Raw genomic sequence first — 23,549 nt, forward strand, 5'->3', positions numbered from 1 at the left:
TTCGCTCCAGAGCTTTAGTGAATGAAAGCCGCCTCCCGGGGCGGCTTTTTCTTATGGGCGCAGAAGCAGCGTTACCGACCAGATGACAAAGGCGGCAACCGCTATCTTCCAGCAATCGCCCCGTTTCTTCAGCCCCGGCAGGCCGAGCGGCCGGATAATCTGGACGGCCATGGCCAGCAGTAAAAAAAGGCCGATCGCCTTCGTCATTTATTGAGCCTTTTCTTTATTTCTGCATCGTCACAGGCTGGACATTTTTACCGTTCACCAGAAGAGTGCAACTCATTCGGGTAACTCCCGTTGTATGACCTGTCCGACCGTCCGTCCGAACGCATGAGAGTGTTGTCATGAGCAGAAATCTTCTACCCGTATTCGCTCTTTTATCCAGCACTCTGTTCCTCTTTCTCGGCAACGGTCTTCAGGGCCTCGTGCTGCCAGTGCGTGGCTCGGCAGAAGGTTACTCCAACGAGATACTTGGTTTCCTCGGAACCTCCTGGGCTGCGGGCTTCGTTGTTGGTTGTTTTGTCGCGCCGGCCATCGTGCGCCGTGCCGGCCATGTGCGGGCTTTTGCGTCTTTCGTCGCATTGGTATGCCTGACCGTGCTCATGACCGGTCTCATCGTTGATGACGTCTGGTGGATTACGCTGCGTGCGCTTACCGGCTTCTGCACCGCCGGCACCTCAATGATCATCGAAAGCTGGCTGAACGAGCGCGCCACGAACGAAAGCCGCGGCATGATCTTTTCGCTCTATATCGCCATCACGCTTCTGGGCGTCGTGGCGGGACAGATGATCGTGCCGATGGGAGATATCAGCAATACCTCGCTGTTCATGATCTGCGGCATCATTTATTGCATCGCCATTCTGCCGGCAACGCTTTCAAAGGCGGCCAGTCCACAGCCTTTGCAGAAGGTGAAACTGGATTTGCCGGCGCTCTATCGAAACTCCCCGGTCTCCTTCGTCGGCATTCTGATGATCGGCATCGCCAACGGCGCGTACGGCACGCTCGGCGCCGTCTTCGGTGCCCGGGCAGGCCTGGATCCGACCATGATCGCCATCATGGTGTCCGTCACGATTTTCGTCGGCGCATTGGCGCAGTTCCCGGCGGGTCGCCTTTCGGACAGGATAGACCGTCGTTACGTGCTGGCCGGCCTCGCGGGGCTTGGCGCTGTCGCGGGACTTGCGGTCGCAGCCGTGCAGCCGCATCACGTCTACGTTCTGATTCCGATGATCGCCGTTTACGGTGCAGCCGCCAATGCGCTCTATCCCATCGCCGTGGCGCACGCCAACGACTTTGCGGCGTCCGAGGATTTCGTTAAGGTTTCAGGCGGGTTGCTGTTGCTTTACGGCGTCGGCACCATTATCGGACCGACGCTCGGCGGCGCTGTCATGACCTATTCCGGGCCCTATGCGCTGTTTCTGGTCACAGCCGTCGCCCATATTTTGATTACTGCCTATGCCATTATCAGAAGCCGCAGGCGCGCCGCGCTTTCAACCGACGAGAAGGACAATTTCTCGACGATGATGCCGACGACGCCTTCGCCGCTGGTGACACCGGAGAGTATTGCGCTTGACCCGCGCGCGCCGCAATATCCCGGCGAGGATGGGGACTACGTGGAAAAAGGAGCAGGCATATGAGCCTCTTTGACGACGACCGCCCGCAAAAACCCGCTGCACACCAGATTGGCAGCGATCTTAGCCTCCTCTCCGTGGACGAACTGGACAGCCGGATCGAGCTTCTCCAGGCCGAAATCACCCGACTCGAAGAGGAAAGAAAGCGGAAATCCGCGGGAAGACAGGCGGCGGAGAATCTTTTCCGATCCTGATGCGCGGCGACCAATAAACCCGGCCCGCACGTGCCTAACGGCAGAATCGGTTCAACGTGCGTTCCAAAATAAGAGGTTTTGGGTCAGTCTTTCGTTTACCATTAACCAAAAATTAAGCTTTCTGAGAGATTACTATACATGTCCAGTTCTTCTGGATTTCAGGCATCTTCTCCATTCGGCGAATTGGTCTGATTTTTCTCCCTGTTTTACCTTGAGAGCCGCTTTCGCGGCTCTTTTTTTGCCGCCGCCGGCTTCGGTAAAACTGTGGGTATTAACCCTTCTTTAATAATTGCCTTGCGCATTTCAGGTAAAGATACCATCCTGAAAACACTAAAGGCCGGAACAAAATATCCGGATCGTCGTTGCCTGACAGTGTGGTGCGTGAGCAGGGATTTAAAGAAATGTCGGAACAGGTTTTAAATACCATAAGCTTTGCGGGGCGCGCGGCTGCTTCCAACCAGTTCAAGACCCTCTATACCGAAGGCATGACCCTGGTCGAGGAAACTGCAAGCTATCTCGACGGCGCCGGCCGCGCTGCCTCGAAAGTTTTGCCGCGCATGGCCTCAGTGCTTTATGCCGCGGAATCGATGCGCCTCACGACTCGCCTGATGCAGATGGCCTCCTGGCTGCTGCTCCAGCGCGCCGTCAACAACGGTGAAATGACCCGCGATCAGGTTTTGAGCGAGAAGAATAAGGTTCGCCTCGACAGCTTCAACGTCGACCGCAACGCGCCCGGCTGGAACGACCTGCCGGAGTCCTTCCGCGATCTTATCGAGCGCTCGCTGCGTCTCCAGAACCGCATCGCCCTGCTCGACCGCGAAATCTATCGCCCTTCCGAAGCCGCGAAGGTGCCGGACAATGAGAACAGCGTTCAGGCGCAGCTCAACCTTCTGCGCACGGCTTTCTCGATCAACTGAGAAAAAACCACATTGAGTGGACAATTTGAAAGCAGGCTCACCGGCCTGCTTTTTTTTCAGCGGTCATGCCGGGTAGATGCCGTCGCCAAAACAGCGCAACAAAAAAGCCCGGTAAAACCGGGCTTTTTTAACAATCCGCCCGCAAGGGAATCAGAGGCCGAGGCCACCGAAACGCTTGTTGAACTTGGAAACGCGACCACCGCGGTCCATAAGCTGCTGGTTGCCGCCCGTCCATGCCGGATGGGACTTGGGGTCGATTTCAAGGTTCATGACGGCGCCTTCCGAACCCCAGGTAGAGCGGGTTTCGTATTCGGTGCCATCGGTCATGACCACCTTGATCGTGTGATAATCGGGATGGATATCAGCCTTCATGACAATCTTCCTGGTTAAGTGACGTGCGGTCCATTTGCCGCAATTGCGTCAACTGAGCCAATTCAATAAATGAAGCCATAGTCCAGATGGGCTATGGCTTCCCAATTCGATGCGGAGCCTATACATGAAGGTCGCCGAGATAACAAGAGCCTGCTATCCCCTTGTGAAAGGAGATGGCTGCCGGGCAGGAATTTTACCGCAGACCGGAAATTCGCCCGCAAAAGGCCGAAAAATGGCGAAGAACGAGGAGCATAGAGGACGTGGCAGACATCGAACAGCATAAAGCGGTGAAACAGAGAAGCCTGAAACCGCTCCTTGGCCTGTTTCCTTATCTCAGGCGTTATCGTGGCTTGATGGCTGCGGCTCTTTTTGCACTTGTTCTGTCTTCCGCCACGACTCTCGCCTTGCCGCTCGCCGTTCGCCGCATCATCGATCACGGTTTTCAGACGCCTGATGGCGGTATGATCAACAGCTACTTCGCCATGCTTTTGGCCATTGCGGTTGTTCTCGCGCTCGCCAGCGCCATGCGTTATTATTACGTCATGACGATCGGCGAGAGGGTCGTTGCCGATCTGCGCCGCGATGTGTTCGCCCATCTCACCACGCTGTCACAGCAATTCTTCGATGCCAACCGCTCAGGCGAGCTCACCTCGCGACTGACGGCCGACACGGTGCAGATCCGCTCCGCATTCGGCTCATCTGCGTCGGTGGCGTTGCGCAACATCATCATGTGCTGCGGCGCCGTGGCGATGATGATCTATACCAGCCCCGGTCTTTCCGGACTCGCGCTGCTGGCCATTCCCTTTATCGTTTTTCCCCTGATTGCCTTCGGGCGCTCGGTCCGCGCCCGCTCCCGTACGACACAAGACACATTGGCCAATTCCGCCGCTTATGCTTCCGAGACGATTGCGGCGAGCCGCACCGTACAGTCCTTCAATGCCGAGACGCTGGCGAATGCCCGTTATGGCGCTTCGGTGGAAGCGGCCTATCAGGGCGCACGCGCCGCCATCGGCGCACGCTCCATCCTCACCGCCGTCGCCATCACGCTCGTCTTCGGCAGCGTTGTCGGCATTCTCTGGTATGGGGCGCAAAGCGTCCTGTCCGGTAGCATGACCGCGGGAACGCTCGGTCAGTTCGTGCTTTATTCGGTCATCGCGGCCAGCGGCCTTGGCCAGCTATCGGAAGTCTGGGGAGAACTGGCGCAGGCCGGCGGCGCGGCAGAACGGCTGTCCGAACTGCTGGACGAGCGCTCGCCGGTTCTCGATCCCGTCGCGCCCGTCACTCTGCCCCAGCCGCCGCGTGGCGAAGCCGCATTCGAGAATGTCGATTTTGTCTACCCGCTCGCGGCAGGACGGCCGATCGTCTCCGGCCTCTCCTTCAAAGTCAGTGCCGGCGAAACCGTCGCAATCGTCGGACCCTCCGGTGCGGGCAAGAGCACGGTCTTTTCGCTGCTGATGCGCTTTTACGATCCGCAGCAGGGCCGTATCACCATTGACGGCGCTGATATCCGCGACGTCAAGCTCGCCGATCTGCGGGCGCGTCTATCCATCGTCCCGCAGGATGTGGCGATATTCGCCTCCTCCATCCATGACAATATCGCCTTTGGACGGCCTGACGCGACACGGGAAGAAGTGCGCGCCGCAGCCATCGCCGCGCAGGCCGACAGCTTCATCGAACGCCTTACCGACGGATATGACACCCAGGTGGGAGAGCGCGGCGTGACGCTTTCCGGCGGGCAGCGCCAGCGCATCGCCATTGCCCGCGCCATCCTGCGCAACGCACCTATCCTGCTTTTGGACGAGGCCACGTCGGCGCTCGACGCGGAAAGCGAGACACTGGTACAGAAGGCTCTCGATGAGCTCATGAGCAGCCGCACCACCATTGTCATCGCCCACCGCCTTGCCACCGTTCTCAAAGCCGACCGCATTCTGGTGATGGATGAAGGCCGCATCATCGAGGAAGGCACGCATCAGAGTCTCATTCGCCAGAACGGTCTCTATGCCCGGCTCGCCCGTCTGCAATTCCAGACCGGGCCCGAAGAACTGCGCGCACAGGCTTGAGTTACGTCAGCACACTGCGCCCCGCAACGCGCCCGGAAAACAGGCATCCTCCGAGGAAAGTGCCTTCAAGCGCGTTATATCCATGCATGCCGCCACCGCCGAAACCAGCCACCTCGCCAGCGGCATAAAGCCCCGGCACCGGCTCACCGCCGGCGTCCAGCACCCTCGTCTCAAGGTCGGTGTGCAGGCCGCCCAGGGTCTTGCGCGTCAGCACATGCAGACGCACGGCAATCAAAGGCCCCATGGCAGGATCGAGCAGGCGATGCGGTTTCGCCGTTCGCATCAGCCGGTCACCGAGGTAACGGCGCGCACCGTGGATCGCCGTTACCTGCGTATCCTTGCTAAAGCCGTTTTCAATCTCACGGTCGCGCGCTTCGATCTGCCGGCGGATGTGGTTGGTGTTCAGACGATCATTTCCGGCGATGGCGTTCATCGCAGGCACCAATTCTTCCAGCGTATCACGAACGGCGAAATCCTCGCCCCGTTCCATGAAAGCCCGCACGGGTCCAGGCGGCTCCTTTCCCAACCTTTTCAGCAACAGGCGCATGTTCTTGCCCGTCAAATCAGGATTCTGCTCCGAACCTGAAAGCGCGAACTCCTTCTTGATGATCGCTTTGGTCAGAATGAACCAGCTGTAACCGCTGCCACGTTCACCCAGCATCTTCAGTGTGCCAAGCGTATCAAAGCCAGGCATGGCCGGCGCATGAAGCCGGTCACCATTCGCATCGCACCAGAAGGACGAAGGACCGGGCAGAATGCGGATGCCGTGACCTGGCCAGATCGGGTCGTGGTTTTTGACACCCTCGGTGTAATGCCACATGCGGTCACGGTTGATGACCCCGCCACCCGCCGCCTCGGTGATGGCGATCATGCGGCCGTCCACATGCGCCGGCACACCGCAAACCATGTTTTGCGGCGGCTGGCCCAGTCGTTCCACGGGCCAGTTGCGCCGTACCAGCTCCTGATTTCCGCCGATGCCGCCGGAACTGACAATGACCGCAGCAGCGGAAAGACTGAATTCGCCCTGCTCTTCCCGGCTGCTCTCCTCTCCGCGTTGCACCGGATCGCTTGCAAGAACCGCGCCGGAAACGCCGGTCACCCGGCCATCGGCGATATCCAGCCGATCAACCCGGTGGCGGAAGCGGAAGGATAGCCGCCCATCCGCCGCGATCAGCTTTGCCTTTTTAACGAAGGGAGCAAGCACCCCGGGGCCTGTGCCCCAGGTGACATGGAAGCGTGGAACAGAATTGCCATGGCCATCGGCCAAACCGCCGCCACGCTCGGCCCAGCCGACAACGGGAAACCAGCGCATACCCATGCGGTGCAGCCATTCCCGCTTCTCACCGGCAGCAAAATCGAGATAGGCCTCCGCCCAGCGACGCGGCCAGTGATCTTCCGGGCGATCAAAACCGGCCGAACCGAACCAGTCCTGCCTCGCAAGGTCGAGACTGTCTCGCACGCGCATCCGACGTTGTTCTGGGCTATCGATGAAAAACAGGCCGCCAAGCGACCAGAAGGCCTGTCCGCCCAGGTTCTGCTCACCCTCCTGATCAACCACGCAGACGCTGAGACCTCGCGCGGCAGCCTCCGTTGCCGCAACCAGCCCGGCAAGCCCCGCCCCGACAACGATCACATCATAGCGTTCCATCAGCCCCTCCCAGATATGACGGAATTACTTTTACGCGAACGTAAGTTTACTTTCGTCGGAAGGCAACCGCCCAGATGCGGTCCGCGATTTCAGCGCTCGGTCAGCTTGAGTTCGATACGGCGGTTCTGCTGCCGTGCCTCCGGTGAGTCACCTTCTGCAATCGGCTGATATTCTCCAAAGCCGGCAGCGACCAGACGGTTTGCCGGCACGCCCTTGGAGATCAGGAACTTCACAACCGAAGTGGCACGGGCCGAGGAGAGTTCCCAATTGTCGCGGTAGCGGCCGGAGCCGGACAGCTGGACATTATCCGTATGGCCATCGACGCGCAGGACCCAGTTGATCTCCGCCGGGATTTCCTTTGCGAGATCAAGCAGCGCGGTTGCGAGCTTCGCCATTTCCGCTTGCCCTTCCGGATTGAGTTCATTGCCGCCGGAAGGGAAGAGCACTTCGGATTGGAAGACAAATCGGTCGCCGACGATGCGGATGTTTTCACGATCGGACAGAATTTCGCGCAACCGCCCGAAGAAGTCGGACCGATAGCGGTTCAGTTCCTGCACCCGCTGCGCCAGCGCGACATTGAGGCGGCGGCCGAGATCGGCGATCTTGACCTGAGAAGAGGCATCCTTGGCTTCCGAAGCCTGCAGCGCGGCTTCGACCGAGGCAATCTGCGCCCTCAGCGCCGCAATCTGCTGGTTGAGCAACTCGATCTGCGCGGAGGCGCGGGAATTGGCCTGCCGCTGCTCGTCCAGTTCACCGGTGAGACTGCCGATACGGGCGTTGGCGCTGGCATTGTTGCCGGAGCCAGCGTCGAGCAGTGCCTGCAGCCGCGACCGTTCATTCTCAGACGCGGCAAGAGTGGATTGCAGGCTCGCCAAGGCGTCCTCCACATCCTGCTTGTTGCCCTTTTCCATGGCCAGAAGTTCGGTCAATTCGGCAATCTGGCTGTTGAGACGCGTCAGCACCTCGTCCTTGCCGGTAATCTCACGCGACAGCACGAATTGCGCGAGCACGAAGACCGTCAGCAAAAACATGATGGCCATCAGCAGCGTCGACAGCGCATCGACGAAGCCCGGCCAATAATCCACACCCCTGTCGCGGCGGCGGTTGCGCGCAAGCGCCATGGCTATTCGCTCCCGTTATCGTGCCGGGTGCGTCCGGAAGACTTCGTATCGCTGTCAATCCGCGCCGAAAGCCGGTCGAGCGTGCGGCGGAGCGATTTGGATTCCTCCTGTTGCGCCTCGATCCAGTCGCGCAACATCTGCTGTTCGCTGCGCATGTTCTTGACCAGACCCTGAATGCCTTCGGCAAGACTGGTCATGGCCGCGAGCGAACGCTCGGTGCTCACCACGGCCCCTGCGTCGCCCCGGGACTCCCTTGGGGCGTCCGTCGTATCCGTCACCGAGGAAAGCCAGTTTTCGAGTTGGGTGTAGAAACGGTTCTGGGCGCGGCCGGCCTGAAGATCGAGAAAACCGAGAATAAGCGAACCGGAAAGACCGAGCAGTGACGAGGAAAAGGCCGTTCCCATACCCGCCAGCGGCGCGGTGAGACCGGCCTTAAGCGAACCGAGAATATCATTGCTGTCACCGGCGCTTGGGTCGAGAGACTGGATGACGTTGCTGATGGCGCCAATGGTGCCGATAAGGCCCCAGAAGGTGCCGAGCAGGCCGAGAAATACCAGCAAGCCGACGAGATAACGCGAAGTATCACGCGTCTCGTCGAGGCGCGTTGCGATGGAATCGAGGATCGTGCGTTGCGTAACGGCAGAAAGGCGGACTTCACCACGCTTGCCGATCAGCGTGCTCATCGGCGCAAGCAGTTTGGGCGCGCGACCGACCTTTTCGACGCTGCCGGCGGCACGAAAGGCGTTGAACCAGCGGACTTCCGCACGCAGGCTCATCGTCTGCGTAAACACCAGAATGATGCCGATGGCGAGCACACCGAGAATGAAGCCGTTGAGCCCCGGATTGGTCATGAAGGCGGTGTGCGCCTGCCGATAGAGAATCGCTGCCAGAAAACCGACGAGGATCAGAAACAGAACCATCGTCCAGAGAAACGGTGTGGGGCTGGACAGCTTGTGGCTGTATTCCCGTGTGGTCACCGGTTTCTCGACGCCAAGATCGAGCAGCTCCGAATCCGCCATAACGTTCGCATTCCCTTTGGTCAGCTATCCAGCGGAAGCTATTTGAAAATTGCGACGATTTGAAGCGAAAAGCCGGTCTTTCGTCACAGGCTTTTCACGAAAGAAGGCATGGAGCCGGGCGAGGGAAAACAAAAACGCCCGGCGAACATTCGCCGGGCATCGAAAACTTGCAGAAAACGGCAGGTTTTCTGCTGAAAACCAATCAGCGGCCCGGAATAGGACGGTTGGCCACCTCAACGAGCGCCTTGTGGATATATTCGTTGCCTGCAGCAACGGAACTGCTGCCGAAGATATCGGTGCCGCCCTTGATGTCGGAGGCGAAACCACCGGCTTCCCGAATCAGCACGAGGCCGGCCGCCATGTCCCACGGCGAAAGATCGGCTTCCCAGTAACCGTCGAGACGGCCAGCGGCAACGTAGGCGAGATCGAGCGACGCCGCACCCATGCGACGGATGCCTGCAGCCTCCCCCATGACGTGACGAAGCTCGACCAGGAACTTGCCGTGGTTGCCGCGGCCGAGATGCGGCACGCCGCAGCCGATGACGCAATCCGTCAGCGCCTTGCGCGCGGCAACGCGGATGCGGCGATCGTTGAGGAACGCGCCGCCGCCGCGCTCGGCGGTGTAGAGTTCGTCGGTGGCAGGATTGAAGATCACACCGGCGACGACTTCGCCGTTACGCTCAAGCGCGATGGAAACCGCAAAATGCGGAATGCCGTGCAGGAAGTTGGTCGTGCCATCGAGCGGATCGACGATCCAGCGATGTGCACCATCGGTTCCCTTTTCCTCGCCGCCTTCTTCACCCAGGAAATCATAGGTCGGGCGCGCCTTCATCAGCTCCTCGCGCACGATCTTCTCGGCCTTCAGATCCGCCTGCGAAACGAAGTCGCTCGGTCCCTTGACCGAGACCTGCAGGTTCTGCACTTCACCGAAGTCACGCGACAAAGACTTACCCGCCTTGATGGCGGCCTGAACCATGACATTGAGAAGGGCTGAACGGGCCATCGATGTTTTTTCCTGGAAAGCTTGCGAACCGCCCGGAAGCTCACCGGGCAGGCACGTCATTATTTTCTTGAATTGAAAGTTTGCGGTTCAAGACCACAAAACGCGCGGAAATTCAAGGTAAAAAGCCCATGGGTCAACCGCGGCCAGGGAACGCAACCCTTCCATCAGGTCGGACGGAAACGATTGGCGGCCTCGATCGCCTTCTTCTGCTGCTCGTCATTGATGCCGAGATAGAAGTCCTCGAGAGACGGATCCTTCAATCCGGCGCGGCGGGAAAGCACGTACCATTTGGCTGCCTCAACCGGATCAGGCCGGGTACCGAGTGCCTGAATATAGAGATGCGCAACCTTGTTCTGCGCCACGACATTACCGCGCTGTGCTGCGCCATAGAGCCAGCGGAAGCCTTCGTCGAGATTACGCTCGCCACCAAATCCGTTGACCAGCCAGATACCGAGATCGACCTGTGCAGTGTCATAGCCGGCCTTTGCGGCGCGCATCAACCAGTCGCGCGCCTTTGCCTTTTTCTCGGCAGGCACATCCTTCACGGACCAGTAAATTTGCGATACCGCATATTGCGCATCGGCAATGCCCTGTTCGGCGGATTTTTCATAGAAGGGCAAAGCCATCAGCAGACCCTTGGCGCCCGGATTTTCCGAAACCAATATCTGGCCCCAGTTGAACTGGGCAGAGGCGTTGCCGGCTTCCGCTGCACGACGCATGAAATCATCGGCCTTCGCCTTGTCGCGCGTAACGAACTTTCCTTCCATCAGGATAAGGGCAAATTTGAACATGGCGACGGGATCGCCGCCCTGTGCGGCCTGCTGATACCAGAACGCGGCTGTTTTCTCGTCACGCGCAATGCCAAGTCCGCGCGACATCATTTCCGCCACCAGCGTCTGGGCGGGTGCGTCACCGTTCTGCGCACGGTTCAGCGCCTTATCAAGCGCCTGCACATATTCGCCGCGCTGGAAATGGCCATAGGCCTCATCCACCCGGCCCTTGAATTCCTTCTCAGGCGGCAGTGCCGGCAGATCCGCACCCATGCGCTGATAGACGTTCACGCCGGCTGAGGGCTGCAAGTCCTTCTGCTCTTCAGATTGCACCCTGCCCTGACGGGTCGGCTGAGCCTCATTTTCCAGCTTTCGGGAAAGCGCATTGTTTTCACTCTGCGGCCCGGATTGAGCAAGAGCGACACCCGCCGGCGCGGCGAAAGCAAACGCCAGCAGCGAAACAGAGAGGCAGAAATGAAGCGAGCGCATGATCATCGCCTGTATCAACCGTCAAACCGTGGCGCTTTTTCGTCAAGCAAAGCGTTGATTTCAGAAACGGCCTGGGCGGCGCCACCGACATTATCGAAAACGCCGCTGCGCATAGCCACGAACTCCACGCCCGTCTCCGCCACGGCAACCACGGACGAGAGGTCCGTGCCACCCATGACGATGGCGGGGATTTCGATCATCGACGCCCACCACTCACCGAGCGCCAGGTTCTTGGGATGCGCCTCGGGCTTGATGTCGCCTTCGAGCTTCCCGAAAAACACGTAATCCGGATTGGCCTCGCCCTGCTCCAGCGCCTTGTGGCGGTCATCGGCATTTCCGCCGCCGACGATCAGTTTCGGGGTGAATTTTTCCACAGCCTCCGAAAGCGCCTCGGCGTTACCGACCACATGCAGCCCGTCCGCCTTCACCCGGCCGGCGACACGGCTGTCACCGGCAATGAGCGCTGCGGCACCCGACGCCTGCACGAGGGGTACGATCAGTTCGGCGCGTTTCTGGAAAGCGGCGTCATCCAGACCGTATTGCGGAATGATGACCGAAGCGACATCGCCTCCCCGCAGCGCGGCTTCCACATCTGCCGCCTGCTTTTGCGCATCGTCCGATTGCGGGACGATCAGGACAAGGCGGCAACGGTCTTCAACAATGCTCATCGTTTCGTCCATTTCAGGCAGACGACGCTTCCGACGCGATCTGCACTCGTTTTCATATGACAAATCCGATAAACCGGACCGGCGAAAGGATCAACCATACATCCATGCTGACCGATTTTCATTTTTATCTCGTCGCCATTCCCGCAGTGGTTCTCGTCGGCCTTTCCAAAGGGGGACTGGGCGGCGCGCTGGCGCTGATGGGCGTGCCACTGATGGCGCTTGCCGTATCGCCCGTGCAGGCGGCGGCGATATTCCTGCCGATCCTGATCGTCATGGATATTGTCGCGCTCTTCGCCTGGCGGCACTACAACCATCGCCAGACGCTCCTTGTCATGCTGCCGGGGGCAATCGCCGGCATTGCGCTCGGCTGGGCAACTTCGAGCATGATCTCCGCAGATGCCATGCGTCTCGTCGTCGCCTCGGTCACGATCCTGTTCGTGTTGCGTTACTTTTATGAGAGTTTCAAAAGCCGCAACGGTCAGGAAATTCCGGCAAAACCGCAAAGGCCGGCCGCCGCCACGCTCTGGTCCAGCCTGTCCGGTTATGCGAGTTTCGTGGCCCATGCGGGTGGACCGCCCTTCCAGATCTACGTTCTGCCGCTGAAACTCGATCCGAAGACCTATACCGGCATGAGCGTGCGCTTCTTCGCCATCATGAATGCGATCAAGCTCATACCCTATTTCGCACTTGGCGCGCTCGACGCCACCAACCTCAAGACATCGGCAAGTCTGCTGCCCGTCGCGATGCTGGCGACGCTGGCCGGTGCAAGAGTGGTGAAATACCTTAAACCATCCGTGTTTTACCCGCTGATGTATGCCATGGCGTTGATTGCGGCACTGAAACTGCTGTGGGACGGACTGCCGTTCTAATACGGCAATAAAAAAGCTCTGGCAGCAGGTTTTCGCCGCCAGAGCTCGAAAGGGTCAGACCGCCGACCCCTCATTCATCGAGGGCCAGCGATCTGCCATAAATCAATGTCTTGTGGAGGCTTTGAGCCTCTGGAGTTCATCCTTCAGGCGCAGTTTACGACGTTTAAGGTCCGCGATCTCTCTATCGTCAGACGACGGGGAAGCAAGAATACTTTCGAGCTCCTCCTCCAGAGCACCGTGTTTCTTTTCGAGCGATGCAATATGAGCCTGAATGGTCATGCGGCACGTCCTTCCTTTTTGAACCTACCTCCAGCTCTCCATCGCTGGAGTTTCAGGTTTGCGACGACAATGTGACACGGATCGATCGGCTTGTCGAAGGCGAAATGAAGGCAATAAGTGGGCAATTTGGTCGCAACGGATAACTTCCCGTTACCGCGATTTGATGATAGAGCCTCGTGAACGATCACATACGCGCCGGAGGCTATCCGGCTGGCATAAAATGGGGATGACAAGATGCCCGATCAGGACCAGGCGGACATCAGGCTCACGCTGGCGCGGCTGCGCCAGGAGCATGAGGATTATGACGCGGCGATCAATGCGATGATCCAGACCAGCTGCGACGCGCTGCGGATACAACGCATGAAAAAGAAGAAGCTGGCCGTCAAGGACAAGATGACCCAGCTGGAAGATCAGGTCATTCCCGATATCATCGCCTGAGCCCGGAGACATTACGTGACAGCAGAAACGCCCCCCGTCGCCATCATCATGGGCAGCCAGTCCGACTGGGAGACCATGAAGAACGCTGCCGACACGCTGGATGCGCTCGACATCGAATACGAAGCCCGCATCATTTCCGCCCATCGCACCCCTGACCGGCTTTACGATTTCGCCAACGGCGCGAAAGACGAAGGCTTCAAGGTCATTATTGCGGGCGCCGGCGGCGCTGCACATCTGCCGGGCATGACAGCTGCCATGACGCCGCTTCCGGTCTTCGGCGTTCCGGTCCAATCGAAGACCATGTCCGGTCAGGACAGCCTCTATTCCATCGTGCAGATGCCCGCCGGCATCCCTGTCGGCACGCTCGCGATCGGCAAGGCCGGCGCGATCAATGCGGCCCTTCTCGCGGCCGCGGTGCTGGCGCTTGGCGATGAAGACCTTGCCGATCGTCTGGACGCCTGGCGTGCGCGCCAGTCGGCGGCTGTCGCGGAATACCCCATGGACAGCGCCCAGTGACGACAAACGACATGGCAAAGACAACCAACCTCACCATCGGCATCATCGGTGGCGGGCAACTCGGCCGCATGCTGGCGATGGCCGCGGCGCGTCTCAACCACCGTACCATCGTGCTGGAGCCGCAGGCGGATTGTCCCGCGGCACAGGCCTGCAACGACCAGATCGTGGCAGCATATGATGACGAAAAAGCACTTGCGCAACTCGCAAGCCGCTGTGATGTCGTGACCTACGAGTTCGAGAACGTGCCCGTCGCCGCGGCAGAAAAACTCAGCGCCTCGGTTCCCGTTTATCCGCCGGCACAGGCGCTCAGCGCCTCACAGGATCGCTTGACGGAAAAACGCTTCCTCAACGATTGCGGCATTCCAACCGCCGATTTCCGCGCCGTGGATAGCCAGGAAGAACTGGAAGCCGCGCTGGCCGCCTTTGGCGGCAAAGGTGTGCTGAAAACCCGTCGCATGGGTTATGACGGCAAGGGCCAGCGCCTCTTCCGGGATGGCGAAGACCTCGCGGGCGCGTTTGCAGCGCTTGGCGGCGTGCCCCTGATTCTTGAAAGCTTCATCGCCTTCGAACGCGAAATTTCGATCATCGCCGCCCGTTTCCGGGACGGGACTGTGACCTGTTACGATCCGGCCGAGAACGTTCATCTGAACGGCATCCTGCACACATCCACCGTGCCGGCCGCACTTTCGGATGCCGCAAGGGGTATTGCCGTGCAATCGGCGGAAAAGCTCCTGGCCGCTCTGGATTACGTCGGCGTTATCGGCATTGAGTTTTTCGTCCTGCCGGATGGATCGCTGGTCGCCAATGAAATGGCGCCCCGCGTGCACAATACTGGCCACTGGACGGAGGCGGCCTGTGTGATCTCGCAATTCGAACAGCATATCCGAGCCGTATCGGGCCTTAACCCCGGCAACACTGATCGCCATTCCGACTGCATCATGACCAATCTGATCGGCGATGACATCAACGACGTACCGGCATGGCTGTCGAAAAAAGATTGTCTCGTCCACCTCTACGGCAAGACGGAAGCACGGCCGGGCCGCAAGATGGGCCACGTGACGCAGCTTCTGCACACAGGAAAAGCCTAGTCTTTTAAGGCAAAGACGCGGGCAAGTGTTGACAGGCAGGGCTCAAACAGGTATCTGCCTGCCAACCGAAAAGAGCGCGCCCCGTTGCGCGCTTTTGATTGTTTGAATAGCACGGCACTAACCGTGCAAAACTGCGGACCAGTAAAATGAAGATCAAGAATTCGCTTAAAGCGCTTAAGGCCCGTCATCGCGATAACCGCCTGGTTCGCCGCAAGGGCCGCGTCTACATCATCAACAAGCAGAACCCGCGCTTCAAGGCTCGTCAGGGCTGATTGACTGCGACTGCGGTTCGCGATCAGATCGCGGATCACTTTGTTGACAGACCAGAAGTTTGCATTTGATATTGGGCGCAGTCGGGTTAAGCTTTAACCCATGCGCCCAAATCGTTTTTGCACCGCTCTCATTATTGCTCAGGGCTTCATGGTCTCAAGCCTCGCGTTTGCGGGAACGGCTGCTGTTGCCCAGGCGGCAGACGGAAAGCCAGCTGTCGCTGTCGAATCGGCGCCATCACCCGCCAAGACAATCGACACGCTTTTCGCTTCGCTGAAAAAGGAACGGAATGCGGTCAAGGCGCGCAGCATCGCCAACCAGATCGCCTCCGAATGGAATGATTCCGGCAGCGCAACGATCAATCTCCTGATGCAATGGGCAGGCGAAGCTGCCGACGAAAAGCGCAACGCCGCCGCTTACGATTTTCTCGACCAGGTTGTTTTGCTCGATCCCGACTATGTGCAGGCGCCCTATCGCCGCGCCATGGTCCATTTCGCCGATGGCGACACCCGCAAGGCAATGGCAGATATCAACCTGACGCTGGAAAAAGAGCCGCGCTATTTCCCTGCCCTCGCAAGCCTGGCCAACATCCTCGAAGCCTCCGGCCGCGACGAGCTGGCGCTAAAAGCCTGGGAGCGTTATCTGGCGCTTTATCCTGCAGACAAGGATGCCCGCAAGGAAGCCATCGACCTTTCAGAAAAGCTGGCTGGCACGCGCGGCTGATGTCGAGGGCAGTTTAAACAAAAATCGCCGCAGAAGCGGCGATTTTTCATTGAGGCATTTTCAGCCGATCATTCCATGCCGAGCGCGGCCATATAAGTCTGAAGAATCGTTTCTTCCTCGATGCGCTCGTTGGCATCCTTCTTGCGCAGGCGAATGATGGTGCGGATGGCCTTGGTATCGTACCCACGCCCCTTCGCTTCGCCCATGACATCCTTGATATCACCCTGAATAGCAGCCTTTTCTTCTTCGAGGCGCTCGACGCGCTCGATGAACTGACGCAGTTCGGCGGCGGCGACGGTTTCGGTGGTGCTGTTTTCGTCCATCATATCATCCTTCATTGGCGGCCCGCATGTGGGCCTTGTTCATTCAAACTGGCAAGGCGTTCGCCGGTCGCTGCCAGCAGGCAGCAAAATTCAGGCCCGTGAACTGCCCACTGAAAGGCGTCCCGTCAAGTCGATTCCGTCGGTGAAGACTTATTCCTTGGGCCGGTTCTGCTCGAAAGCGGCTTTCTGGTCGCCACTCGCTTCGCCCTGGTATTTCTCTTTCCAGTCCTCATAGGGCATGCCGTAGACGATTTCCCGGGATTTTTCCTTGCTGAGCGGAACACCCGCTTCCTCGGCCGCTTCACGGTACCAGTTGGAAAGGCAGTTGCGGCAGAAGCCCGCGAGATTCATCAGGTCGATGTTCTGCACATCGTGGCGTTCACGAAGATGTTTGACGAGACGCCGGAATGCGGCCGCCTCAAACTCGATCTGCCCGTTGTCGTTCTCATTTGTCATGGCGAAACTCCAGGCTCAATAGGGGCCGGTGCGGGAAGCGAACAGCTGATATTCATGCAGAACCGGATCGTCATTCATTGCGGCAAAAATGGGAGCGAGCCGGTCTGACCATTCGGCGATCCCCTCCTCGTTTCCGATCAGATCCTGCCTGACCTCCAGAAGTGCGTGCGGTATACCCTTCGCCATACAATGACGATACATGGTATCGCCCTTGAGTGCTCCGTCATAGGGTTCGTTGTCGCCGACGAGAATGTCGCCGGTAGCGCGCAGATGCGCCAGCAGCGGATCGACCGCGCGATGATCCGTATCCCACAGAACCGCCGCATGCCATGGCCTCGGCGTTTCCTTCCAGAACGGTGTATAGGAATGCAGTGACAGGACGAGCGGCGCTTCTTCCGAGGCCTCGGCCACACGGGTCAGCACGCTGTCCACGGCATTGTGATAAGGCCGGTGAAAAGTCTCGATCCGCTTTTGCCATTCCTCGTCGGAAATCGGATGGTTTCCGGGGATGATCGCTCCGTCCGAGATTTTCATGATGAGAGTTGGATCATCCTCACCACGATTCGGATCGATCAGCAGCCGCGAGAAACGCCCGAGCACCGCCGGCACGCCAAGGCGCGCAGCCAGCGAGCGCGTTAACCCCTCTATACCGATATCAAATGCGATGTGGCGATGAAAAGCGGTTTGCGGAAGACCAAGATTGCCGTAGTGTGCCGGCAGAAGGTTCATGGCGTGGTCTGCCAGCAGAACCATGCCTTTGTCATAATCGCCTTCTATGATTTCATAGGGTATGAAGTCGTTCATCGATGATTTTTCTGGGGCAGCATTGAGGAGAGAAACTTGATGGCATGGCTTGAGGCCGGGCGCAAGTTACGGCGGAAGAACAGCCATCTACCTTATCGCACTCACGATCCCACGAACAATATAATCGATTAAACTCGCGTTGACTTTCTTGGGCGGCCACGCCAAGAAGTGTGTTCATTATAACCATGGAATCCGGATGGAAGCCGTGACTCAGTCATCTCTCGCTCGTCCCCGCCACATCAGGCACCTCGCCCGTCTTTTTTCCATAGCGGCATTGTTTCTGACCCCTTTCATGATCGCGGCGCCCGCGTATGCGGATTTTCGCGTCTGCAACAGCACGCAGAATCTCGTGGGGGTCGCAATTGGCTATCGGGCACAGGAGGGCTGGGTCAGCGAAGGTTGGTGGCAGGTCCCCGCCTCGACCTGCGCGACGCTGATCGAAGGTGAACTGCAGTCACGTTATTATTATCTCTATGCCGAGGATGCCGCTCATGGCGGCCGCTGGACCGGTGACGTCAACATGTGCGTGGCGGAAAACGAGTTCAAGATCACCGGTGTGGATGATTGTTATGCCCGCAGCTTCCAGAGAATGGGTTTCAAGGAATATGACACGGGCAGACAGGGCAGCTGGATGGTCCAGCTTTCCGATACGCCAGGCACACAGGGAAATCAAAACTGATGAAGCGTAACCGCAAAGTCAAAATTCTTGCAACTCTCGGCCCTGCCTCCTCTGATGAGGCCATGATCGAAAAGCTGCATCTCGCCGGCGCGGATCTTTTCCGGATCAACATGAGCCATGCGAGCCACGACCTGATGCGGACGCTCATTCAGCGCATCCGTTCGGTCGAGAGCCGCAACGGCCGCCCCATCGGCATTCTGGCCGACCTGCAGGGTCCCAAGCTGCGCGTCGGAAAATTTGCGGAAGGCAAGGTCGAGCTCGTACCTGGCCAGACCTTCACCCTTGATAACAACGACGCACCTGGCGACAACACCCGCGTTTTCCTGCCGCACCCCGAAATTCTCGAGGCGGTCAAACCGGGCCATCGCCTGCTGATCGATGACGGCAAGCTGCATCTGCGCGCTGAAAAGAGCGACGGCAAGAGCATCGTCACCACGGTCATTTCCGGCACGCGCATTTCCGACCGCAAGGGTATCAGCCTGCCCGACACTCTGCTCGGCGTCGGCGTTCTCACCGACAAGGACCGCGTCGACCTCGATGCCGTGCTGGAAACCAACGAGGTAGACTGGGTCGCGCTTTCCTTCGTCCAGCGTCCTGAGGATCTGGCTGAAGTGCGCAAGATCGCACGCGGCCGCGTCGGCCTTATGTCCAAGATTGAAAAGCCGCAGGCGGTCGAGCGCATCGAAGAAATCATCGAGCTTTCTGACGCCCTGATGGTTGCCCGTGGCGACCTTGGCGTCGAAATGCCACTGGAAGCAGTTCCCGGCATTCAGAAGCAGCTGACCCGCGCCTGCCGCCGCGCAGGCAAGCCGGTCGTGGTTGCCACGCAGATGCTCGAATCGATGATAACAGCGCCTGTACCGACCCGCGCTGAAGTGTCCGACGTCGCCACCGCCGTCTTCGAAGGCGCTGACGCGATCATGCTCTCTGCCGAGTCTGCCTCTGGCGATTATCCGGTCGAAGCCGTTTCCACCATGGCCTCCATCGCAAGCACCGTGGAACAGGATCCGCATTATTCCAACATCATCTACGCGCAGCGCGCCCAGCCGGAACCGACAGGCGCCGACGCGATTTCGCTGGCCGCCCGCCAGATTGCCGAAACCCTGAAGCTTGCGGCAATCGTCACCTACACATCGTCAGGCACGACAGGTCTGCGCGCGTCGCGTGAGCGGCCGCAGGTTCCGATCATCGCCCTCTCGCCGATCATCCAGACCGCACGCCGACTGTCGGTTGTCTGGGGTCTGCACTGCGTCGTCACCGGCGACGCCAGCGATCTGGACGACATGGTGAACCGCGCTTGTCGCATCGTCGTTTCCGAAGGCTTCGGCAAACCGGGTGACCGTATCATCATCTCCGCCGGCGTTCCGCTCGGCACACCCGGCGCGACCAACATGGTGCGTATTGCCTATATCGGCTCGGACGGCCAGAGCGGCGTCTGACGGACAGATGTCAGGAACAAAAAAACCCGCCGTCACCGGCGGGTTTTTTTTGGCCTCTCGGGCCGCATTGGCAATGAAGGCTCAGTGCATCTTGACCGGCGTGCTGAAGCGGCTCGATTCGATGGCGACCGCGCCCGGCTTGAAGCTTGCCGACGTCGCGGAAGCCGACATATCGTGGCTCAGCATGCGGTTGGCGACAACCCGCGGCGCCTTGACCGAGCGCCCGGTCGTGCCCTTGTTCTGATTGAGCGCCCAATCCGAAATCAGGTCCTGTGTCAAACGCCCGCCGCCGACCATGGCCTGGTGGGAAACCGCAGCATCCTGCTTGCTCGGGCGTGCGCCCTTGGTCGGCAAGCCGGCAGTGAGACCACTATTGATGGCAGGTTTCAGATCAAAAGCGTCACCGAAGCCGGGCTGTGGTTCTGCCTTGGCCGTTTCAGCAGGTGCGACCGTGACCTTGTGATTGACGGCGGCCGGGAAAGGAGCGGCTGTCGGCGTGACGGCTGACTGAACCTGCGACCGGGCAGCCTGACCGCTCTGTTCCAGAGCTGCGACCACCGTTGGTGAAAGGCTGTCCTGCTGCGTCTCGGCGAGGTCGTCTTCACCCTCCGGATCGGCATTCGCGGCCGCCAGCAGGGCTTCCGCAACAGCCGGACGGTTGGCGGGGACCGGAACAGAGGCCAGTTCGCCCGTCGCTGCGGGCGTTGCGCCGTCAGCGGAAGCGGTGAGAACAGAACCCTCGGCATCCCCCTTCATGCCACGCGGCCCGAGAAGCGTCGGCACCGGAACTGAAACCTCGGCGAGATCGGCAAATTGCTGACGCTCGGCAGGCGCGGATGTGGGCGTCGGTGTGGTCGCTGCCTGCAGCGCATCCTGGGCTGCGTTACGCGCCGGCGCATAAAGCGCGGTCGCAAGGCCGGTATTGGCAGGCGGCTGGTTGCCGAATGCGGGACGGGCCGTGGGCAACGGGGCATCGGTCACACCCGGAAGTGCCTGGGCCGAAGCAACGGCGATTGTCGGTTCGGGCTCAGGAGCCGCCTGCTGCGGAGCTGCCGGGCGAGCAACCGCCGGACGTTCGGCGGGCTCGGGCGCTGCGATGCTATCGGGATCTTCATCCTCATCACCGCCGCCAAACAGGGCCTGCAACAGGGTCTTGCGCTTGCCGCCGCCCGAAGAGGCCGGACCGGCACCGGCACTGGAAGCAACCTGAATGGAAGAGGAACTGACGCGCTTCTTGTAATCGGCAAGCGCCTGCTCATAACCGGGAAGCGGCTTACCATCGGAAGGAAGATGCAGCGTATTGCCATTCGGGAAGATGCGGACGAGTTCCTGGCGGCTCATGCGCGGCCAGGCACGAACGCCGCCGACATCCATATGCACGAAAGGAGATCCCGATGTCGGATAGAAACCGACGCCGCCGATCTGCATCTGCATGCCGATCTCGCGAAGCCGGGAAAGTTTCACGCCGGGGATATAAAAGTCCATGGCCTTGCCCAGCATGTGCTGGCTCTTTTCTGCGACACCCTTGGTGCGCGTGCGCAGAAGACCATTGGTTTCAGGCGAGCGGAAAGCCGACACGACGTTGATATAATCGGTGGCACCGCTGCGGCGATAGACTTCCCAGACGAGATCGAAAAGGCGCGGGTCCATGCGTGTCGGCTGGTTGCGACGCCAGTCGCGCAGGAACCGGTTCAGCTCCTGCAGACCCTTCTGGTCATATTTTCCATTGCGCTTGAAGGTGATGACCGCCTTCTCGCGTGTGTGGATATAATACAGCTTGAGACTGCGCGTTTCGGCGGCGGCTTCCGTCGCCGAAACACCAACGAAAGGCATTGCGGCGAGCATCAGGCAGGCAAAGGTGACAGCGCGTGCCGACAGCTTCGTGCATATATCCATGATCAAGCCGCGCGCCATCTTGCCTGAAAGCGCGTTATTCCGATGCAGATATGGCAATTCGATCCCCGCCTGGAAGACAATTTCTGTCACATTGCCTCAAATGAACGTCAAATACGGTGACACGATGGCAAAATTGCCACACACATACAACCTTCCTCTATATAGTGAATCAGCCACTAACAAGAGGTTTATAGACGGTAAGCGGATATCCTTGCTCAGAAGTTAACGAATTTTGCGATCTGCCCTCGAATAGGTGCATTGCGCGATCATGCGACGTCTCGAAGTGGATCATCGGGATCGATGCCGTAATCCTTCAGCTTGCGATAAAGTGTCGAGCGGCCGATGCCGAGCTTTCTGGCGACCTGACTCATCTGCCCGCGATAGAAACGCAGGGCGAAACGAATAAGCTCCTCTTCGATCTCCGCCAGCTTGCGGATGTTGCCTGTCTCATCCGTGCTGGAGATCAGGCTTCCACCCCTGTAAATGGTGGAAACATCCGCCGGTTCATCCGTGACGACGTGGTTTTCGACGGCTGGTGCCGGTGGCGAATAGGCTGCGAGCTTCAGTGACGATCCGGATGGCGAGCGGATGACATCCTCTGCGTCATCGCCTGTCGAGAATTCCGGCAGTTGCAGCGCGATCTGCGGAAAATCGGCATCCGACAGTTCCCCGCCCTGCGACAGCACGACGGCGCGGAAGACGGCATTTTCAAGCTGGCGAATATTGCCGGGCCAGTCATAGGCGGTCAGCAGCGCCAGCGCGCTGGCATCCAGGCCGACGGGATTGGGCAGCTTCTGCTCCGCGGAAAAACGTTCGGCAAACACCCGTGCGAGGTGGGGGATATCTTCCTTCCGGCGACGCAAGGCGGGAATGGTAATCGGAAAGACGTTGAGGCGATAATAAAGATCCTCGCGGAAGCGGCCTTCCTTGACCTCCTCGATGAGATTCTTGTTGGTGGCCGAGATCAGCCGCACATTTACCTTCTGCACCCGAGCGGAACCGACGGTTTCTATTTCGCCCTGCTGGACGGCGCGCAGCAGCTTGACCTGCACGTCCAGCGGCAGATCGCCGATCTCGTCCAGGAACAGCGTGCCACCGTCCGCTTCCATGAATTTGCCGACGTGCTTTTCCGTCGCGCCGGTGAAGGCGCCCTTCTCGTGACCGAAGAGAATGCTTTCCACGAGATTATGGGGAATAGCGCCGCAATTGACTGTAATAAAGGGCTTGTTCGCCCGGTCGCCGGCGGACTGGATGGCCCGGGCGACCATTTCCTTGCCCACGCCCGACTCACCCTCAAGCACCACGGGAATGCTGGACTGGGCGGCGCGCTGCGCCAGTTCGATCACCCTCAGCATTGCGGGGCTTGCGGAAACGATATCGGTAAAATTCACTGCATTGCTCCGTCCGCGCCTGCCCGTGCGGGCCTTTGCCTCTCTTCTGTCGAGCTTGAGCGCATTGGAGATGGCGGCGCCGATCCTTTCCGGTGAGACCGGCTTGACGACGAAATCGAAGGCGCCGGCGCGCATTGCCTGCACCACCGTATCGATGCCGCCCTGCCCCGTCTGGACGATGACCGGCACGTCGACGCCCAGTTCACCAACGGCTTTCAGAAAACCGAGACCATCCATCTCCGGCATCATTAGATCGAGGACGACGACATTTATTTCACCGCTATATTGCTTGAGGAGCTCCAGGCCGGCCTTGCCGTTCTCGGCAAGCAGGGCCAGGTGCCCATAACGTTCCACCGCATTTTTGAGCAGGCGGCGCTGGACGGGATCGTCGTCTATCACAAGAACATGCGCGGTCATTTTTGGCTCCGGTTTCCGGTTTATGGACCTGCGTCATGCGGTCCCTTGTGCCGCACTCTGGCACGGGAGACT

Annotated in this window: 25 protein-coding genes and 2 pseudogenes; 12 read left to right on the plus strand and 15 right to left on the minus strand. The window is 59.4% G+C overall.

All coding sequences use genetic code 11. The annotated features are described in order from the left end of the window. Nucleotides 1-51 precede the first annotated feature (51 nt). Nucleotides 52-207, minus strand: a complete 156-nt coding sequence (locus DOU54_RS27610; protein WP_004445774.1) for a hypothetical protein — start codon at nucleotides 205-207, stop codon at nucleotides 52-54. Nucleotides 208-344: 137 nt separating this feature from the next. Between DOU54_RS27610 and DOU54_RS25090 the strand changes: the two genes are divergently transcribed. The 3 genes from DOU54_RS25090 to rcdA all read left to right on the plus strand — a co-directional run bounded on the left by DOU54_RS25090 (nucleotide 345) and on the right by rcdA (nucleotide 2,739). Next, on the plus strand, nucleotides 345-1,634 hold the full coding sequence (locus DOU54_RS25090; RefSeq protein WP_004445776.1) for an MFS transporter: 1,290 nt from the start codon (nucleotides 345-347) through the stop codon (nucleotides 1,632-1,634). Next, nucleotides 1,631-1,822, plus strand: a complete 192-nt coding sequence (locus DOU54_RS25095) for a DUF1192 domain-containing protein (protein ID WP_004445779.1) — start codon at nucleotides 1,631-1,633, stop codon at nucleotides 1,820-1,822. The genes DOU54_RS25090 and DOU54_RS25095 overlap by 4 nt, the downstream gene beginning before the upstream one ends. A gap of 401 nt (nucleotides 1,823-2,223) precedes the next feature. Beyond that, entirely contained in the window at nucleotides 2,224-2,739 is a 516-nt protein-coding gene (rcdA, locus tag DOU54_RS25100) for a protease adaptor protein RcdA (RefSeq protein WP_003506184.1), read from the plus strand. A gap of 150 nt (nucleotides 2,740-2,889) precedes the next feature. Here the strand turns inward: rcdA and rpmE are convergent, their stop codons facing one another. After that, nucleotides 2,890-3,111 carry a 50S ribosomal protein L31 gene (rpmE, locus tag DOU54_RS25105; protein ID WP_003497640.1) on the minus strand — a complete coding sequence of 74 codons (222 nt, stop codon included), beginning with the start codon at nucleotides 3,109-3,111 and terminating at the stop codon, nucleotides 2,890-2,892. Between the two features lie 260 nt (nucleotides 3,112-3,371). Here rpmE and DOU54_RS25110 point away from each other — a divergent pair, with 260 nt between their 5' ends. After that, a complete protein-coding gene (locus DOU54_RS25110; protein WP_037092114.1) occupies nucleotides 3,372-5,171 on the plus strand; it encodes an ABC transporter transmembrane domain-containing protein in 1,800 nt (599 codons plus the stop codon). A gap of 1 nt (nucleotide 5,172) precedes the next feature. Here DOU54_RS25110 and DOU54_RS25115 read toward each other — a convergent pair whose 3' ends face one another. From DOU54_RS25115 to DOU54_RS25140, 6 genes are all read right to left on the minus strand, one after another. After that, a complete protein-coding gene (locus tag DOU54_RS25115) occupies nucleotides 5,173-6,819 on the minus strand; it encodes an FAD-binding dehydrogenase (RefSeq protein WP_037091976.1) in 1,647 nt (548 codons plus the stop codon). A gap of 89 nt (nucleotides 6,820-6,908) precedes the next feature. Next, the gene (locus tag DOU54_RS25120; RefSeq protein WP_004445789.1) at nucleotides 6,909-7,940 is read right to left on the minus strand and encodes a peptidoglycan -binding protein; all 1,032 of its coding nucleotides are present in this window, start codon (nucleotides 7,938-7,940) and stop codon (nucleotides 6,909-6,911) included. 2 nt (nucleotides 7,941-7,942) lie between these two features. Further along, a complete protein-coding gene (locus tag DOU54_RS25125) occupies nucleotides 7,943-8,959 on the minus strand; it encodes a hypothetical protein (protein ID WP_037091978.1) in 1,017 nt (338 codons plus the stop codon). A 202-nt stretch (nucleotides 8,960-9,161) separates the two neighbouring features. Further along, nucleotides 9,162-9,962, minus strand: a complete 801-nt coding sequence (locus DOU54_RS25130) for an inositol monophosphatase family protein (RefSeq protein ID WP_004445792.1) — start codon at nucleotides 9,960-9,962, stop codon at nucleotides 9,162-9,164. 164 nt (nucleotides 9,963-10,126) lie between these two features. Then, on the minus strand, nucleotides 10,127-11,227 hold the full coding sequence (locus tag DOU54_RS25135; protein ID WP_193603458.1) for a tetratricopeptide repeat protein: 1,101 nt from the start codon (nucleotides 11,225-11,227) through the stop codon (nucleotides 10,127-10,129). 8 nt (nucleotides 11,228-11,235) lie between these two features. Continuing rightward, entirely contained in the window at nucleotides 11,236-11,889 is a 654-nt protein-coding gene (locus DOU54_RS25140; RefSeq protein WP_034497636.1) for a thiamine phosphate synthase, read from the minus strand. Between the two features lie 104 nt (nucleotides 11,890-11,993). Here DOU54_RS25140 and DOU54_RS25145 point away from each other — a divergent pair, with 104 nt between their 5' ends. Then, the gene (locus tag DOU54_RS25145; protein WP_004445798.1) at nucleotides 11,994-12,758 is read left to right on the plus strand and encodes a sulfite exporter TauE/SafE family protein; all 765 of its coding nucleotides are present in this window, start codon (nucleotides 11,994-11,996) and stop codon (nucleotides 12,756-12,758) included. Between the two features lie 102 nt (nucleotides 12,759-12,860). Here DOU54_RS25145 and DOU54_RS25150 read toward each other — a convergent pair whose 3' ends face one another. Further along, complete coding sequence (locus tag DOU54_RS25150; RefSeq protein WP_003506164.1) at nucleotides 12,861-13,037, minus strand: YdcH family protein; 177 nt, start codon at nucleotides 13,035-13,037, stop codon at nucleotides 12,861-12,863. A gap of 234 nt (nucleotides 13,038-13,271) precedes the next feature. Between DOU54_RS25150 and DOU54_RS25155 the strand changes: the two genes are divergently transcribed. From DOU54_RS25155 to DOU54_RS25175, 5 genes are all read left to right on the plus strand, one after another. Next, nucleotides 13,272-13,475: a YdcH family protein gene (locus DOU54_RS25155; RefSeq protein WP_003497661.1), complete on the plus strand. Its 204-nt coding sequence runs from the start codon at nucleotides 13,272-13,274 to the stop codon at nucleotides 13,473-13,475. 48 nt (nucleotides 13,476-13,523) lie between these two features. Further along, complete coding sequence (gene purE / locus DOU54_RS25160) at nucleotides 13,524-13,991, plus strand: 5-(carboxyamino)imidazole ribonucleotide mutase (RefSeq protein ID WP_034497641.1); 468 nt, start codon at nucleotides 13,524-13,526, stop codon at nucleotides 13,989-13,991. Nucleotides 13,992-14,002: 11 nt separating this feature from the next. Next, nucleotides 14,003-15,079, plus strand: coding sequence for a 5-(carboxyamino)imidazole ribonucleotide synthase (locus tag DOU54_RS25165; protein ID WP_113732027.1), 1,077 nt, complete (start codon nucleotides 14,003-14,005; stop codon nucleotides 15,077-15,079). 146 nt (nucleotides 15,080-15,225) lie between these two features. Beyond that, nucleotides 15,226-15,351, plus strand: coding sequence for a type B 50S ribosomal protein L36 (gene ykgO / locus DOU54_RS25170; protein ID WP_003497670.1), 126 nt, complete (start codon nucleotides 15,226-15,228; stop codon nucleotides 15,349-15,351). Between the two features lie 100 nt (nucleotides 15,352-15,451). Next, nucleotides 15,452-16,072 carry a tetratricopeptide repeat protein gene (locus DOU54_RS25175; protein ID WP_034497310.1) on the plus strand — a complete coding sequence of 207 codons (621 nt, stop codon included), beginning with the start codon at nucleotides 15,452-15,454 and terminating at the stop codon, nucleotides 16,070-16,072. Nucleotides 16,073-16,140: 68 nt separating this feature from the next. Here the strand turns inward: DOU54_RS25175 and DOU54_RS25180 are convergent, their stop codons facing one another. The 3 genes from DOU54_RS25180 to DOU54_RS25190 all read right to left on the minus strand — a co-directional run bounded on the left by DOU54_RS25180 (nucleotide 16,141) and on the right by DOU54_RS25190 (nucleotide 17,655). Then, nucleotides 16,141-16,398, minus strand: a complete 258-nt coding sequence (locus DOU54_RS25180) for a DUF2312 domain-containing protein (RefSeq protein WP_113732103.1) — start codon at nucleotides 16,396-16,398, stop codon at nucleotides 16,141-16,143. 147 nt (nucleotides 16,399-16,545) lie between these two features. Next, nucleotides 16,546-16,851 (minus strand): DUF1244 domain-containing protein, encoded by a 306-nt coding sequence (locus tag DOU54_RS25185; RefSeq protein WP_006697181.1) that lies wholly within the window; start codon nucleotides 16,849-16,851, stop codon nucleotides 16,546-16,548. A gap of 15 nt (nucleotides 16,852-16,866) precedes the next feature. Next, nucleotides 16,867-17,655, minus strand: a complete 789-nt coding sequence (locus tag DOU54_RS25190) for an N-formylglutamate amidohydrolase (RefSeq protein WP_004445811.1) — start codon at nucleotides 17,653-17,655, stop codon at nucleotides 16,867-16,869. Between the two features lie 292 nt (nucleotides 17,656-17,947). On the opposite strand from DOU54_RS25190, the gene DOU54_RS25195 reads away from it, so the two are divergent. Together DOU54_RS25195 and pyk are read left to right on the plus strand one after the other, a co-directional pair. Beyond that, nucleotides 17,948-18,334 (plus strand): DUF1036 domain-containing protein, encoded by a 387-nt coding sequence (locus tag DOU54_RS25195; protein WP_318252556.1) that lies wholly within the window; start codon nucleotides 17,948-17,950, stop codon nucleotides 18,332-18,334. After that, nucleotides 18,334-19,773 (plus strand): pyruvate kinase, encoded by a 1,440-nt coding sequence (gene pyk / locus DOU54_RS25200; RefSeq protein WP_004445813.1) that lies wholly within the window; start codon nucleotides 18,334-18,336, stop codon nucleotides 19,771-19,773. Before DOU54_RS25195 ends, pyk begins: the two co-directional genes overlap by 1 nt. An 81-nt stretch (nucleotides 19,774-19,854) precedes the next feature. Here the strand turns inward: pyk and DOU54_RS25205 are convergent, their stop codons facing one another. From DOU54_RS25205 to DOU54_RS25210, 3 genes and pseudogenes are all read right to left on the minus strand, one after another. Further along, nucleotides 19,855-21,759, minus strand: coding sequence for a peptidoglycan L,D-endopeptidase MepK (locus tag DOU54_RS25205; RefSeq protein WP_193603459.1), 1,905 nt, complete (start codon nucleotides 21,757-21,759; stop codon nucleotides 19,855-19,857). A gap of 176 nt (nucleotides 21,760-21,935) precedes the next feature. Further along, nucleotides 21,936-22,106 (minus strand): annotated as a pseudogene (locus tag DOU54_RS28575) (helix-turn-helix domain-containing protein); the annotation flags it as partial. A 180-nt stretch (nucleotides 22,107-22,286) separates the two neighbouring features. Next, nucleotides 22,287-23,477: pseudogene (locus tag DOU54_RS25210) on the minus strand (sigma-54-dependent transcriptional regulator); the annotation flags it as partial. Between the last annotated feature and the right edge of the window lie 72 nt (nucleotides 23,478-23,549).

This window comes from Agrobacterium sp. MS2 (genome assembly GCF_003261015.1).
Lineage (GTDB): Bacteria > Pseudomonadota > Alphaproteobacteria > Rhizobiales > Rhizobiaceae > Agrobacterium > Agrobacterium pusense.